Raw genomic sequence first — 14,082 nt, 5'->3', positions numbered from 1 at the left:
TAATAAGCTGATTGATACTAGGCATTGTGTGGGGGTAAGGCATGACTGACATTTTGGCAAGACAACGTAAAATTCGGAACTTTAGTATCATTGCACATATAGACCATGGTAAATCCACGCTGGCTGACCGGATCTTGGAGTACACCGGTGCACTCACTTCCCGCGAAATGCAGGAGCAAGTGCTTGACCAGATGGAACTGGAGCGGGAGCGCGGGATTACAATTAAGCTCCAGGCAGTGCGACTTACCTATAAGGCCGATGACGGCGAAGAGTACATTTTGAATTTGATTGATACACCGGGACACGTCGATTTTACCTATGAGGTATCTCGTAGTTTGGCAGCCTGCGAAGGTGCTTTGCTGGTAGTAGACGCAGCGCAGGGGATTGAGGCGCAGACATTGGCTAATGTTTATTTGGCGCTCGACAACAATCTGGAGATTTTGCCAGTGCTTAACAAGATTGATTTGCCAAGTGCTGATCCTGAACGGGTAAAGCAGGAAATCGAGGATGTTATCGGTTTGGACACGAGTGAAACTGTACATGCTTCAGCCAAAGCTGGAATCGGTATCAAGGAAATTTTGGAACAGGTGGTCAGAAGTGTGCCTGCTCCGCAAGGAAATCCGGATAATCCGCTTAAGGCGCTTATTTTCGATTCGCATTATGATCCTTATAAAGGCGTAATCGTATATGTACGTGTTGTGGACGGCAGTATCCGTGCGGGTTCGAAAATTAAAATGATGGCGACTGACAAAACGTTTGAGGTTATCGAGGTTGGAGCTTTCATGCCACGTATGACGATCGTGGATGAGCTAAATATCGGTGATGTTGGTTTTATCGTGGCCGGAATCAAGCATGTGGGCGACACTCGTGTCGGGGATACGGTAACGGATGCCAAAAATCCAACACCAGAACCGATGCCAGGCTATCGGAAAATTAATCCGATGGTGTATTGCGGTCTGTATCCGATTGAAACATCGGAATACAACGATCTGCGTGAGGCGCTTGAAAAGCTGCAGCTGAACGATGCTTCGCTCAGCTTTGAACCGGAAACATCCAGTGCGCTGGGCTTCGGTTTCCGTTGCGGTTTCCTTGGTCTGCTGCATATGGACGTTATTCAGGAACGTATTGAACGTGAATTCAATATTCCGTTGATTACAACGGCACCAAGCGTAATTTACCGTGTACAATTGACTAATGGGGAAACGATCGAAATCGATAACCCGTCCAACTACCCGGAAGTGGGACGTATTGAACATGTACAAGAGCCATATGTTAAGGCAGGCATCATCGTGCCCAATGATTACGTAGGTACGGTTATGGAGCTTTGTCAGAACAAGCGTGGTGAGTACGTGAACATGGAGTACCTAGATACAACACGGGTAACAATTACGTACCAGATTCCTTTGTCTGAAATCGTATATGATTTCTTTGATCAGCTAAAATCCAGCACCAAAGGCTATGCTTCCTTTGACTATGAGATTTCAGGCTATCGCCAATCTAATCTGGTGAAGATGGATATTCTGTTGAATGGTGAGCAGGTCGATGCGCTATCGTTCATCGTGCATAGAGATCGAGCTTACCACCGCGGCCGTATCATTTGTGAGAAGCTGCGCGAGTTGATCCCGCGGCAAATGTTCGAGGTGCCAATCCAGGCATCTGTAGGAACAAAGGTTGTTGCGCGTGAAACCGTTAAGGCTATGCGTAAAAACGTCTTGGCCAAATGTTATGGCGGCGATATTTCCCGTAAACGGAAGCTGCTTGAGAAGCAAAAAGAAGGCAAGAAGCGTATGAAGCAGGTCGGTAACGTAGAAGTACCACAGGAAGCATTTATGGCGGTACTGAAGATAGATGAGTAAAGCAGTTTGAAGTATTCGTCCATTCTTTCATGGGGCATTTGCCATGCATGGAGAATGGACGTTCTTTATTTGAGCAAGCTATTCAGGACAGAGAGCTCGTTCAAGTTACAATCAGCGTAACAAAGCATAGTATCATTAAAACTTTAGAGTAATTCTTAAAGCAGTGTCTCTTTTACTGCAACACCTACACCACAAAAATGGGCCGACTCGTGGTGGGCAGCAGCGGAGGGGGCCATTTGAATCTGGAGAAGCGTAGCGTTCGCCTTTACTCCCCAATTTTATCCCTAAGAGTGCTTATATAATGGGAAATTGGGGAGTAACAGCGATCAGAAGATCAAATGGAACACGAAGCGGTTGGTCTCGACCTCGGCTCATTTTCTCACTAAACCCTGAATCGACAAGGAGGATCGGTATGACCGCATCCATACAAAAACATGAATATTCATCCGCGCCTCAAGCGGTTTATCTGCATATACCTTTTTGCACGAATAAATGCTTTTACTGTGACTTTAACTCTTATGTGCTCAAGGATCAGCCTGTTATGGAATATCTGTATGCCTTGGAACGGGAGATGGAACATACGGTCAAACTTCACCCGCCAGGACAGATAAAGACCATTTTTGTCGGGGGCGGAACACCAACAACCCTCAATCCGAAGGAAATGGAATACTTTCTAAAGAGCGTTCGTACCTATTTTCCAAATTGGGCGGAAGATATTGAGTTTTCCATGGAAGCCAATCCAGGCACAACTGATTTTGAAAAACTTTCTGTGATGAAAGAAGGCGGCGTCAATCGACTCAGCTTTGGTGTGCAGGCTTTCCAGAATGAGCTGCTTACAGGCATAGGTCGTATTCATAGTACAGATGACGTCTATCGTAGTTTGGAAAACGCACGTAAGGCCGGCTTGGACAATCTGTCGATTGACCTGATGTTCGGTTTGCCGAACCAAACGGTGGACATGCTGGATGAAAGCGTCAGTAGAGCCCTAGAGTTGGGACTTCCTCATTACTCTATCTACAGTTTGAAGGTTGAAGAGAATACGCTCTTCCACACGTTGTACCAGAAAAATCAGCTGCCGCTTCCACATGAAGATGACGAGCTGGAAATGTATTTGCTCCTCATGCGTCGCATGAAAGAAGCGGGTTATGAACAGTATGAAATTAGCAATTTCGCAAAACCAGGTTTGGGAAGTAAGCACAATATGACTTATTGGCGTAATGAGGATTATTACGGTCTTGGCGCTGGGGCACATGGTTATGTTGGCAGAGAGCGTCATATGAACATTAAGGGCATTAACCCTTATGTGGAGGCTACTCGGAATGGTTTACCACGTTTGGACAGTTTTGAGGTGCCGACGGCGGAAGCCATGGAGGATTTCCTCATGGTCGGTTTGAGAATGCTGGAAGGTGTGTCTAAATCCCGCTTTGAAGCTCAATTTGGTCAGACATTGGAAGACACGTTTACAGTTCCTCTCAGAAAAATGCTGAATGCGGGATTAATTGAATCAATCGAGGATGGCTATCGTTTGAGCGAACGCGGTATTTTATTCGGAAATGACGTATTTGCAGAGTTCATCGGTTCTATCACGGTAAATTCATAAGTTGCAGGTTTCAATACAATACATTTTGACATCGTAAGCTGGGCTATCATTTTATTACACCATTCTGCCACAGCAGGGTAAATGGAGTATTGCGATTCTATGCGTTATGTTGTATATTTATTCATTATATGCGGCAAGCGGCAGGAGGAGAGCAAGATGGCTTCAGTGTGTAAAGATGTATTGTGCAGAAGTGCGGTTCCTGAGGATGTGGAGCCTTTATATCAAATGATTAGTGGCTATGCAGAGCGGGGGATTATGCTGCCACGTTCAAGGGAAGTGCTTACGCGCCAACTGGAGCTGTTTATTGTTGCAGAGGTGGACGGCCAAGTCGTTGGCTGTGGTTCTTTATGCAAATTGGGGGCTGATTTGGTAGAGATTCGCTCCCTTGGCATCTCTGAGGGGCATAAAGGAATGGGGATAGGCTCCAAGCTTGTGGAAGGCCTTATTATAGAAGCACGGCGGCAACGTATTCCTAAAATTATGGCACTGACCTACGAGGTATCCTTTTTTATAAAAAACGGTTTTGATGTAGTTAGCAAAGAGATTTTCCCCGAGAAGGTATGGACCGACTGCATTCACTGCAGTAAGCAAAACAATTGTGATGAAATCGCAGTGTTGAAAGTACTGAACTGACCTGTCAATAATGAGGTCAGTTCAGTGTTTTTTTATCAGGACGTAGCCGTGTGTATGTGTTACGGCTTACATTATTGTGCCCCTGTTTATTTCTCAAATGTTTGGAGTAACCACCAAATGAATTGATGATGAGGCTCCAGTTCCGAAGGTATATCACTCAAGCTTCTTATGGGATGGTCCTTATGGTAATCCGTATCATTATAAAAGTATGTAGTGCCATCTAACGGGACCTGACGCTTGTATTTATACAAGGAGACAACATATTTTTCAGACTCTCCGGTTCGGCTTGGATGATATGTGTACCCTTCCCAGTCGGCTGGTGTTACATCATCATAATGCAGTATAGCTGCCACACTATATTTGATTTGCTTGGGAATGCTTGGACTGAATTCTTGTGGGTAAAATAAAATGGTATTCCACATGCTTAACAGAATTGTAGGGACCAAAATTAAGGCACACCATAGGGGGCTTAATTTATGAATTAAGTGGATCACCGAAATGATAAGGGCAGCGTTCAGAATAAAAACTAGTGGCAAAGCAAGTATTCTTCCTAGTCCTGTGTACGGAAACAATTCGATTAAAATGTAAAACATACAAATTGTAGGTAAAAGAGCGATTAATGCGTATAAAAGGTTGCGGCGCTTGCTTCTCAGATCCCATTCCTCCTTAAAGGCAATAAAGTTATACAGTTTGTAGACACAGTCTCAAATTTTTCAGTTTTCTGCATCCTTATACATAAATATGGTTTGGATATGGTAAATAATGAGGTTTTCCGTGAAAAAATGCAAACCCTCTGTTTTGCCATAGTATTTAAAATGGATATAATAAATATCGTTTATTGAAAATACTGATCTGACTTGACAATGATCAGGTCGGTTTGGTATTTTTGTATTATCAGTTAGCACTCATCGCGAACGAGTGCTAATGATTCCATTTAACAATCATGCTATTATGGATAAATGACAAGGGGGGATTCGCTTGTTAACCGAACGTCAGAGACTCATTTTGAATGCGATTATTGATGACTACATTCGTTCGGCTGAGCCAGTGGGTTCCCGCAGCATATCCAAAAGGCAGGATGTCGGATTCAGCCCAGCCACAATCCGTAATGAAATGTCGGATTTGGAGGAACAGGGCTATCTGGAGCAACCCCATACTTCTGCGGGACGCATCCCGTCTCATAAAGGCTATCGTTATTATGTGGACCATTTGGTGCCGCTAAATACACTGAAGCCTATGGAAATGCGGGAACTAAAAGCCTTTTACGCCGAAAAGCTGAATGTAATGGAGCAAGTGATCCAGCATGCATCAGGCATTTTGTCCCATATGACCAATTATACTTCCATCCTGCTTGGGCCGGAGGTTTTTCATACTTCGTTGCGTCATTTTCAGCTGTTGCCGCTCAACGAAACGACGGCTGTGGCGATTATCGTGACCAATACCGGTCAGGTGGAGAATAAAACGGTGGATATTCCGCCTGGAATTTCAATCTCCGAGATGGAAAAGGTTGTGAATTTACTGAACAGCAAGCTGGTCGGTGTACCGATTTATCAGCTTAAATCACGCCTTTACACCGCGCTAGGTCAGGAAATGGAGAAGCATGTATCTCATTTTGAGGACGCTATGAAGGTGCTGGATAAAGCACTCGATAATGAATCAGATCAGCGCCTATATTTAAGCGGTGCGACGAACATGCTGAATCAGCCTGAATTTAAAGATGTAGAAAAGGTTAAACATATTCTCGATCTGCTGGAGGAAACACCAACGCTACTTAAACTGATGACTCCTGTAGCCGGAGCACCTGAAATTCAAGTCCGCATCGGCACAGAAAATGATCATGAAGCATTTGCCAATTGCAGCCTGATTACTGCTACATATGCAGTAGACGGAGAAGCGTTGGGTACTATAGGTATATTGGGTCCGACGCGGATGGAGTATGCGAGAGTTATTAATATTTTGGGTATCCTGTCTAAGGATTTGACCGCAATGCTAACGCAACGGTTTAAATAAAATAAGATCGCATAGGTTGCGGTCCTACATGTTCCGCGCTGGGATACGGTTTGTATCCTGCGCGGGTGCATTGTTGCGTGCTTTTATAGGGGAGTTACAACTTGAAGGAGGTGAAACATTTTGAAGGAAGAACAAGCGTTCCAAGATGACAAACAACAAAATGTAAGCACAGAGGAAGCCGCCGAAACGAGCCAGCAGGACGAGCTGGTGAATGAAGCGGCAGCACTGGAAGCCGAGGAAGAAAACACAGAGGTGGCAAAACTTCGTGCAGAGGCTGAGGAGCATCAGCAACGGTTTTTGCGCGCACAGGCGGATTTTGATAATTTTCGCCGCCGTACGCTGAAAGAAAAGGAAGACCTTGCTAAATATGCGTCTATGAAGCTTGTTACCGAGTTGGTGCCTGTTCTGGATAACTTCGAGCGAGCGCTGGCAACAGCATCGCAAGGAGCGGAGTCTGAGTCATTCACCAAAGGCGTGGAAATGATTTTCCGCCAGTTTGAGAGTGTGCTTCAGGCAGAGGGAGTGACGGCCATGAATGCAGTGGGACAACCGTTTAATCCTGATTTCCATCAGGCTATTATGCAGGTGGAGAGCGAAGAGCATGATGAAGGCATCGTCGTTGAAGAGGTACAAAAAGGATACATGCTGAAGGACAAGGTGCTTCGTCCAGCGATGGTAAAAGTTAGCATGTAACTTTTTCTATATACATTAGAATTACATCATTTTGATTCAACCATTCTGGCCTGAGGGCCTCGTATATACAGAAGGAGGAATTGTCCGATGAGCAAAGTAATCGGTATTGACTTAGGTACAACCAACTCTTGTGTGGCTGTTATGGAGGGCGGCGAAGCCGTCGTTATTCCAAATCCGGAAGGCGCGCGCACAACCCCTTCCGTTGTCGGTTTCAAAAAAGATGGGGAGCGTACTGTAGGGGAAACGGCAAAACGCCAAGCAATTACGAACCCGGATCGTACAATCATGTCCATCAAGCGCCACATGGGTACTAATCATAAAGAAAACATTGACGGTAAGGAATATTCCGCACAGGAAATTTCCGCTATGATTTTGCAAAAGCTGAAAGCTGACGCTGAAGCTTACCTGGGCCAAACGGTTTCTCAAGCGGTTATCACTGTTCCAGCATACTTCAATGATGGTCAACGTCAAGCAACTAAGGACGCAGGTAAAATTGCCGGTCTGGAAGTTCTGCGGATTGTCAATGAGCCAACAGCAGCTGCATTAGCATATGGTATGGAAAAATCCGAAGACCAAACCATCCTCGTATATGACTTGGGCGGCGGTACATTCGACGTATCCATTTTGGAACTGGGCGATGGTTTCTTCGAAGTTAAAGCAACAAGCGGCGACAACAAGCTGGGTGGCGATGACTTTGACCAAGTGATTATTGATTACCTCGTAAATGAGTTCAAGAAAGATCAAGGTATTGACCTGAGCAAAGATAAAGCAGCTGTACAACGTCTGAAAGATGCAGCAGAAAAAGCGAAAAAAGAACTGTCCGGCGTGCTGACAACGACAATTTCCTTGCCGTTTATCACAGTAGCTGATGGCGTTCCACAGCATTTGGAGTTGAACCTGACTCGTGCGAAGTTTGAAGAATTGTCCGCAGGTCTCGTAGAACGTACTTTGGGACCTACTCGTCAAGCGATGAAAGATGCAGGCATGAGTGCTAGCGACATCGATAAAATCGTTCTGGTCGGCGGCTCCACACGTATTCCAGCTGTACAAGAAGCAATCAAAAAACTGACAGGTAAAGAGCCTCACAAAGGCGTAAACCCTGATGAAGTGGTAGCTTTGGGCGCGGCAGTTCAAGCAGGTGTATTGACAGGTGATGTGAAAGACGTCGTTCTCCTTGACGTAACTCCACTGTCCCTCGGTATTGAAACCGCAGGTGGCGTATTCACTAAAATGATTGATCGTAACACGACAATCCCTACGAGCAAATCGCAGGTATTCTCGACGTATGCCGACAATCAGCCTAGCGTAGAAATTCACGTGCTGCAAGGTGAACGCGAAATGGCAGCAGGCAACAAAACACTGGGCCGTTTCCAATTGGGAGATATCCCTCCAGCACCACGTGGTGTACCGCAAATCGAAGTTACTTTCGATCTGGATGCGAACGGTATCGTGAACGTATCTGCTACAGATAAAGGCACAGGTAAAAGCCAAAAAATTACGATCACTTCTTCTAGCGGCTTGAGTGACGAAGAAGTAGAACGTATGATGAAGGATGCCGAGTTGCATGCGGAAGAAGATAAGAAACGTAAAGAGTTGGTAGAAGCGAAAAACGCTGCAGACCAACTGATCTACTCCGTAGACAAAACGATTAAAGATCTGGGCGAAAAAGCGGATGCAGGTGAAGTCGAAAAAGCAAATGCAGCTAAAGAAAATCTGCAAAAAACACTGGAATCCGATAACCTGGAAGACATCAAAAAAGCTACTGAAGAGCTGACTGAGATTGTTCAGCAATTGTCTGTGAAATTGTATGAGCAAGCTGCTCAAGCAGCACAAGCTCAAGACGGAGCAGCAGACAGCAAAGGCCGTGACAATGTAGTTGATGCGGACTATGAAGTTGTTGATGAAGACCAGAAGAAAGACTAAGCAACGGATCGGATAGTGGCAACTTTACGGTATACCGGTACGTTATGATATACTGAACAATAATTAGCAGCGTAGCTGCCTTGATAAATAACAATTAGCCTAAGGGTAACTGTTATTTCCAAGATAAATAAGCATATTACGGGTTGTACTGCCTTGAAATGATGGGAAGGTCAAAGCCGGGTCATCCCGCGCCTTTGGCTTTCCTTTTATATGTAGTGCAGACACGTTGTAGGCATGGGGGTGGAACATTGGCTGATAAGCGTGATTATTATGAGGTGCTGGGTGTCGCAAAAGGCGCTTCGGATGAAGAAGTCAAAAAGGCTTACCGTAAGCTTGCGCGTCAGTATCATCCGGACGTGAACAAGGCTGCGGACGCAGAAACTAAATTCAAAGAAGTTAAAGAAGCTTACGATGTCCTCAGTGATGGTCAGAAGCGGGCAAGATATGACCAATACGGTCATGTAGACCCGAATCAGGGCATGGGAGGCGGCTTCGGTGGTGCCGACTTCGGTGGCGGATTTGGTGATATTTTTGATATGTTCTTTGGTGGCGGTAATGGTCGACGTGACCCGAATGCACCGCAACGAGGGAACGATCTTCAATATACGATGACGATTGAATTCAAAGAAGCGGTGTTTGGTAAAGAAACCGACATTCAAATTGAACGTACGGAAACATGTGATACGTGTCATGGTACAGGAGCCAAAGCGGGCACTCAACCACAGACCTGTTCCGTCTGCCACGGCAGTGGACAGGAAGAAGTGGTGCAGAATACACCGTTTGGCCGCATGGTTAATCGACGCGCCTGCTCCAATTGCGGCGGTTCCGGTAAAATCATCAAAGAAAAATGTACGACTTGTAGCGGATCAGGCCGTGTCCGCAAGAAACGTAAAATTCATATTCGCATTCCGGCGGGTGTGGATGACGGTGCACAAATGCGTATCAACGGTGAAGGCGAAGGCGGTGTCAACGGAGGACCGGCAGGTGACCTGTACGTCGTATTCCGCGTGAAGACGCACGACTTCTTTGAGCGTGAAGGAGACGATATCTACTGTGAAATTCCGCTTACGTTCTCACAGGCAGCGTTGGGAGATGAGGTGGAGATCCCGACGTTGACCGAGAAAGTGAAGCTGAAAGTTCCAGCAGGCACGCAAACAGGGACTTATTTCCGTCTTAAAGGAAAGGGTGTGCCAAAACTGCGCGGCGTAGGTCAAGGTGACCAGCATATTAAAGTAGTCGTGGTAACGCCTAGCAAGCTGAGTGAGGAACAGAAGGATTTGCTGCGTCAGTTCTCTTCGCTTAGTGGAGAGCAGACACATGAGAATGAGCAGTCCTTTTTTGACCGTGTGAAGCGGGCTTTCCGAGGCGACTAAGCCAAAGTCGAAATCGCGGAGCTTCAATTATGAATCCGAGGGACTATTCCGCAATTGCGGGATAGTCCCTTTTTTTATATTCACGTAAACACATACATAGCCATTTTTGTATAACCAGAGTTAACAATTGAGCTTCTATCAACTAGAAAGGGGTGAGTTCCATCGAAAAAATACGGGCAAGTCTGCGTCGAGGTAAGCCGCTATTAAAGCTTAGAGGTCTAATAACGCTGCTCGTATGTCTGGTTATGGCACTTGTGCTCCTGCCAGTAACACTGTTATTTGCCGAGAGAGTTGAGCATGAAACGGAGAAGGGACTCGAGGAAAAGGCAATGTCCATTGCGCGTACACTCGCCCATACACCGCTTATTATTGAGCAATTGCAACAGACAGGTTCTTCTCCTTCCATGCAGGAGTATGTGAAGAAGGTCTCAACGGCGAATCATATCCAATTTGTCGTGGTTATGGATATGAAGGGAATTCGTAAAACGCACCCGGATGCTAGGAGGATCGGCAAAGCCTTTGTCGGAGGGGACGAGTATACTGCACTTCATGGTCAGGAGAGCGTGTCCGTTGCAAAGGGGACATTGGGCATGTCCATGCGGGCCTTCTCCCCCGTGTTTAGTGTGACGGGAAAACAGGTAGGTGCGATTGTTGTCGGTATATCCATGCAGGATGTACAGCGGGCCCAGGAAGGCAACACCCGTCTTATTGCTATCGCCATTGGGATCGGAATGTTGATTGGCACAGGAGGAGCGGTTGTGCTGGCTCGTAAAATCAAAAATATGCTGGTCGGTCTGGAGCCGCCGGAAATCGCACGTTTGCTGGAGGAACGCAGCGCGATGTTACAGTCCATCAAGGAAGGCGTCATTGCGGTGGATGAATGCGGTCGTATCATGCTGATGAATGCAGAAGCGATCCGTCTACTGAGGCAAGCGGGGATTGAAGATTTCTCATTCTCTGGACAGGAAATTACTGTGTATTTATCTGCTTTCCGATTACAAGAGGTCTTGGAAGTAAGCACTCCACTGATGGATGAGGAAATGGAGCTGGGTGGGATCACCTTGCTGACCACCAGTGTTCCGATACGGGTCAAAGGAAAAATTGTCGGAGCCATTGTAACCTTTCGGGATAAGACGGAGATGAAACAGCTTGCTGAACGTTTGACAGGAGTTTCTCTGTACACGGAAGCACTACGCGCGCAGGCTCATGAATTTATGAACAAGTTGCATGTCATTATGGGGATGGTGCATTTGCGAATGTATGATAAACTGGAGCACTATATTATGGATGCTGTCGAGCATCATCAAGTAGAGATTGGCTCCATTACTCGGCAGCTTAAGGACCCAGTGATGGCGGGGTTTGTGTTAGGGAAATTAAGCCGGGCCAGAGAGGCAGGGGTAAATTTTGAACTGACTCCGGGTAGTTACTTGCCTGAATCCAGTCAAACTCAAACGACTCATGAACTGATTACTATTCTTGGCAATCTGTTTGATAATGCAGTGGAGGCGATGGAATCTCTGGAGCACAAGCGGATTACCCTTTCACTTTATTATGAAGAAAACCAGAAAAATGGCTGTCTGACCTGTATCATGTGCGACAATGGTCCAGGTATACCGGAGGGCCTTGGGAAGGCCATTTTTGAAAAAGGTTTTTCGACCAAGGGAGAGTCGCGAGGGATGGGACTTTACCTAGTGTCGCAAAGCGTGAAAAGGCTACAAGGTAGTGTAAAGTTGATCCCAGTCGAGCAGGGGTGCTGTTTTCAGATTAAGATTCCATACATTATAGCGGGGAATGATGAACATGATTAATGTCCTGATTGTAGAAGATGATCCGATGGTTGCGGAATTCAACCGCAAATATACGGAGCAGGTAGAGGGTTTCCAATGTGGTGGTTGGGCTTCTTCGGTGGAAGAGGCTAAGAAATATATAGCTGAACAAGCCATTGATCTGATATTGCTGGATGTGTATATGCAAGAAAGTAATGGCCTCGATTTACTGTCATTTATACGGGAGGCTGGAGTGAATGTGGACGTTATTGTCATCTCAGCTGCAAGTGACATGAGTAGCATCAAAAAAGCGATGAACTTTGGCGCGGTGGATTATTTAATCAAGCCTTTCCACTTTAACCGTTTTTTAGAGGCCCTTACCGGGTACCGAGAACACATTAGTATTGTTCGTGAGCGTAGTCTACTGTCGCAGGAGGAGCTGGACCGACTGATTTATCATAAAAGCTTGACTAAAGACTTGGCACGGTTGCCTAAGGGGATAACGAAATCCACGCTGGCTATGATATGGAATTGTATCCAGCAGCATCATAAGGTTCTGTTTTCCACCGAGGATATTGCGGAGAGTGCAGGGATCTCCAGGGTGTCTATGCGCAAGTATCTGGCTTTTATGACAGAGATTGAAGTGCTTTCTATGGAAACTATATATGGTACCATTGGACGTCCTGTTTACCAATACCGGGTGTTGCCGCAGGCAGAAGGAATCATGAATAGTTATATTTAGCCCTATTTCTGATTACTTTAGTTACTAAAGTTAGTTCTTAGTTTTAAAACCAAATAAAGCGTTTTCCAAGGTGTAGAATGGGAACATGATCATCATTCTTCACTTTATGGAGGGAGATTTATGGAAAATGCTACGAACCAGCCTGTCATTCAAAAGGGGCAAAGATGGAGTAAAAATACTGTAGATGGGTTTAGGATGCTGGGCAGGATAAAGGTGGGAGTTATTCCTCTTCCACTATATGCCGTGATTGCGCTAATTGTTTATGCGGCTGCAATTACAGAAAGACTTCCGAACGATCTATTGGGCGGGTTTGCCGTCATCATGATTTTAGGTATACTGCTCAGTGATCTAGGGGCCAAACTTCCACTGCTCAAACATATAGGCGGGCCAGCCATTTTATCCCTTATGGTTCCATCGTTAATGGTATTTTGGAATATGTTCAGTCCATCTGCAATGGGGGCTGTGCACACGCTTATGAAAACCTCAAATTTCCTTTATTTTTACATCGCATGTCTAGTAACAGGAAGCATTCTTGGCATGGATCGCAAAATGCTGATGAATGGAATTGTCAAAATTTTTGCCCCCATTATCATAGGATCTATTGCTGCTGTTGCTGTCGGTATGGTGGTGGGTATGGCTTTTGGCTACAGTGCTTATCATACATTTTTTTTCATCATCATTCCGATTATTTCCGGTGGGATTGGAGAAGGTATTTTACCGTTGTCCATTTCGTATGGAATGGTACTGGGCAAGGATTCTGCGGAATTCGTATCCCAGTTTATCCCGGCTGCCATTATCGGTAACATTGTTGCAATTATAGGTGCAGGCGTCTTGAAGAGATTAGCGGAGAAAAAACCAAAAACTTCTGGTAACGGAAGGTTGTTAAAACTAGAAAAGGACGAAGACAAGTTAGCTCCGGTAAATTTGGGGCAATCCGTTTCTTTTCCATTAATGGGTGGTGGTCTGCTGTTGGCCTGTACTTTCTTTATTGTGGGTAAGCTGCTAGAGCCGTACCTCCATATTCCAGGGCCGATTCTCATGATTCTGGCGGCCGCATTAATAAAGTGTATTCAGATCATGCCGAACACATTGGAGCAGGGAGCTTTTCATTTGTACAAATGTATAACCGCTAGTTTGACGTGGCCCTTGATGGTGGGGTTAGGCATTTTGTATGTGCCATTAGATAGTGTAGTTGGGATTCTAACGGTTCCTTATGCGATCACCTGTGCATCTGTAGTGGTTGCATTGATTGTTACTGGATACTTCACAGGAAAATGGATTCATATGTATCCCGTAGAAGCTGCCTTGGTGACCAGTTGTCGCGGCGGATTGGGGGGCACGGGCGATGTAGCCATTCTGTCTGCATCCAATCGGATGGAACTGATGCCTTTTGCCCAAATTGCAACACGGATTGGTGGAGCAGGCACCGTCATTTTAGCAACCTTGTTACTACAATTATGGAGCTGATGAGTTTTAGACCAAGCTA

11 protein-coding genes are annotated in these 14,082 nt (G+C 45.7%); 10 read left to right on the top strand and 1 reads right to left on the bottom strand.

Annotated elements, in window-relative coordinates:
• Window positions 1–41 precede the first annotated feature (41 nt).
• The 3 genes from lepA to MKX36_RS16640 all read left to right on the top strand — a co-directional run bounded on the left by lepA (window position 42) and on the right by MKX36_RS16640 (window position 4,089).
• Window positions 42–1,856, top strand: a complete 1,815-nt coding sequence (lepA, locus tag MKX36_RS16650; RefSeq protein ID WP_016821621.1) for a translation elongation factor 4 — start codon at window positions 42–44, stop codon at window positions 1,854–1,856.
• A 412-nt stretch (window positions 1,857–2,268) separates the two neighbouring features.
• The gene (gene hemW, locus MKX36_RS16645) at window positions 2,269–3,456 is read left to right on the top strand and encodes a radical SAM family heme chaperone HemW (RefSeq protein ID WP_016821619.1); all 1,188 of its coding nucleotides are present in this window, start codon (window positions 2,269–2,271) and stop codon (window positions 3,454–3,456) included.
• A gap of 156 nt (window positions 3,457–3,612) precedes the next feature.
• Complete coding sequence (locus MKX36_RS16640) at window positions 3,613–4,089, top strand: N-acetyltransferase (protein ID WP_017428176.1); 477 nt, start codon at window positions 3,613–3,615, stop codon at window positions 4,087–4,089.
• A gap of 86 nt (window positions 4,090–4,175) precedes the next feature.
• On the opposite strand, the gene MKX36_RS16635 is transcribed toward MKX36_RS16640, so the two are convergent.
• Window positions 4,176–4,535: a hypothetical protein gene (locus MKX36_RS16635; RefSeq protein WP_340865042.1), complete on the bottom strand. Its 360-nt coding sequence runs from the start codon at window positions 4,533–4,535 to the stop codon at window positions 4,176–4,178.
• Window positions 4,536–5,067: 532 nt separating this feature from the next.
• Here MKX36_RS16635 and hrcA point away from each other — a divergent pair.
• The 7 genes from hrcA (at window position 5,068) to MKX36_RS16600 (ending at window position 14,063) form a co-directional block, all read left to right on the top strand.
• Window positions 5,068–6,099 carry a heat-inducible transcriptional repressor HrcA gene (gene hrcA / locus MKX36_RS16630; RefSeq protein WP_013372178.1) on the top strand — a complete coding sequence of 344 codons (1,032 nt, stop codon included), beginning with the start codon at window positions 5,068–5,070 and terminating at the stop codon, window positions 6,097–6,099.
• Window positions 6,100–6,219: 120 nt separating this feature from the next.
• On the top strand, window positions 6,220–6,792 hold the full coding sequence (gene grpE / locus MKX36_RS16625; protein WP_019688072.1) for a nucleotide exchange factor GrpE: 573 nt from the start codon (window positions 6,220–6,222) through the stop codon (window positions 6,790–6,792).
• A gap of 87 nt (window positions 6,793–6,879) precedes the next feature.
• Window positions 6,880–8,715, top strand: coding sequence for a molecular chaperone DnaK (gene dnaK / locus MKX36_RS16620; protein ID WP_013372176.1), 1,836 nt, complete (start codon window positions 6,880–6,882; stop codon window positions 8,713–8,715).
• A gap of 248 nt (window positions 8,716–8,963) precedes the next feature.
• Entirely contained in the window at window positions 8,964–10,088 is a 1,125-nt protein-coding gene (dnaJ, locus tag MKX36_RS16615; protein WP_340865041.1) for a molecular chaperone DnaJ, read from the top strand.
• A gap of 152 nt (window positions 10,089–10,240) precedes the next feature.
• Complete coding sequence (gene dcuS, locus MKX36_RS16610) at window positions 10,241–11,896, top strand: DcuS/MalK family sensor histidine kinase (RefSeq protein ID WP_080902254.1); 1,656 nt, start codon at window positions 10,241–10,243, stop codon at window positions 11,894–11,896.
• On the top strand, window positions 11,889–12,596 hold the full coding sequence (gene dcuR, locus MKX36_RS16605; RefSeq protein ID WP_019688069.1) for a two-component system response regulator DcuR: 708 nt from the start codon (window positions 11,889–11,891) through the stop codon (window positions 12,594–12,596). The genes dcuS and dcuR overlap by 8 nt, the downstream gene beginning before the upstream one ends.
• Before the next feature lie 120 nt (window positions 12,597–12,716).
• Entirely contained in the window at window positions 12,717–14,063 is a 1,347-nt protein-coding gene (locus MKX36_RS16600) for a 2-hydroxycarboxylate transporter family protein (protein WP_151255422.1), read from the top strand.
• The last annotated feature ends 19 nt before the right edge of the window (window positions 14,064–14,082 follow it).

The sequence above is a fragment of the Paenibacillus sp. FSL W8-0439 genome, assembly GCF_038008995.1.
Taxonomy (GTDB): Bacteria; Bacillota; Bacilli; order Paenibacillales; family Paenibacillaceae; genus Paenibacillus; species Paenibacillus polymyxa.
This window is presented reverse-complemented; position numbering and strand designations above follow the sequence as displayed.

What these genes read in the sequence shown, in the direction of transcription:
- lepA (WP_016821621.1), top strand. Translation starts at nt 42, where the DNA reads ATGACTGACATTTTGGCAAGACAACGTAAAATTCGGAACTTTAGTATC.
- hemW (WP_016821619.1), top strand. Translation starts at nt 2,269, where the DNA reads ATGACCGCATCCATACAAAAACATGAATATTCATCCGCGCCTCAAGCG.
- MKX36_RS16640 (WP_017428176.1), top strand. Translation starts at nt 3,613, where the DNA reads ATGGCTTCAGTGTGTAAAGATGTATTGTGCAGAAGTGCGGTTCCTGAG.
- dnaK (WP_013372176.1), top strand. Translation starts at nt 6,880, where the DNA reads ATGAGCAAAGTAATCGGTATTGACTTAGGTACAACCAACTCTTGTGTG.
- dcuR (WP_019688069.1), top strand. Translation starts at nt 11,889, where the DNA reads ATGATTAATGTCCTGATTGTAGAAGATGATCCGATGGTTGCGGAATTC.
- MKX36_RS16600 (WP_151255422.1), top strand. Translation starts at nt 12,717, where the DNA reads ATGGAAAATGCTACGAACCAGCCTGTCATTCAAAAGGGGCAAAGATGG.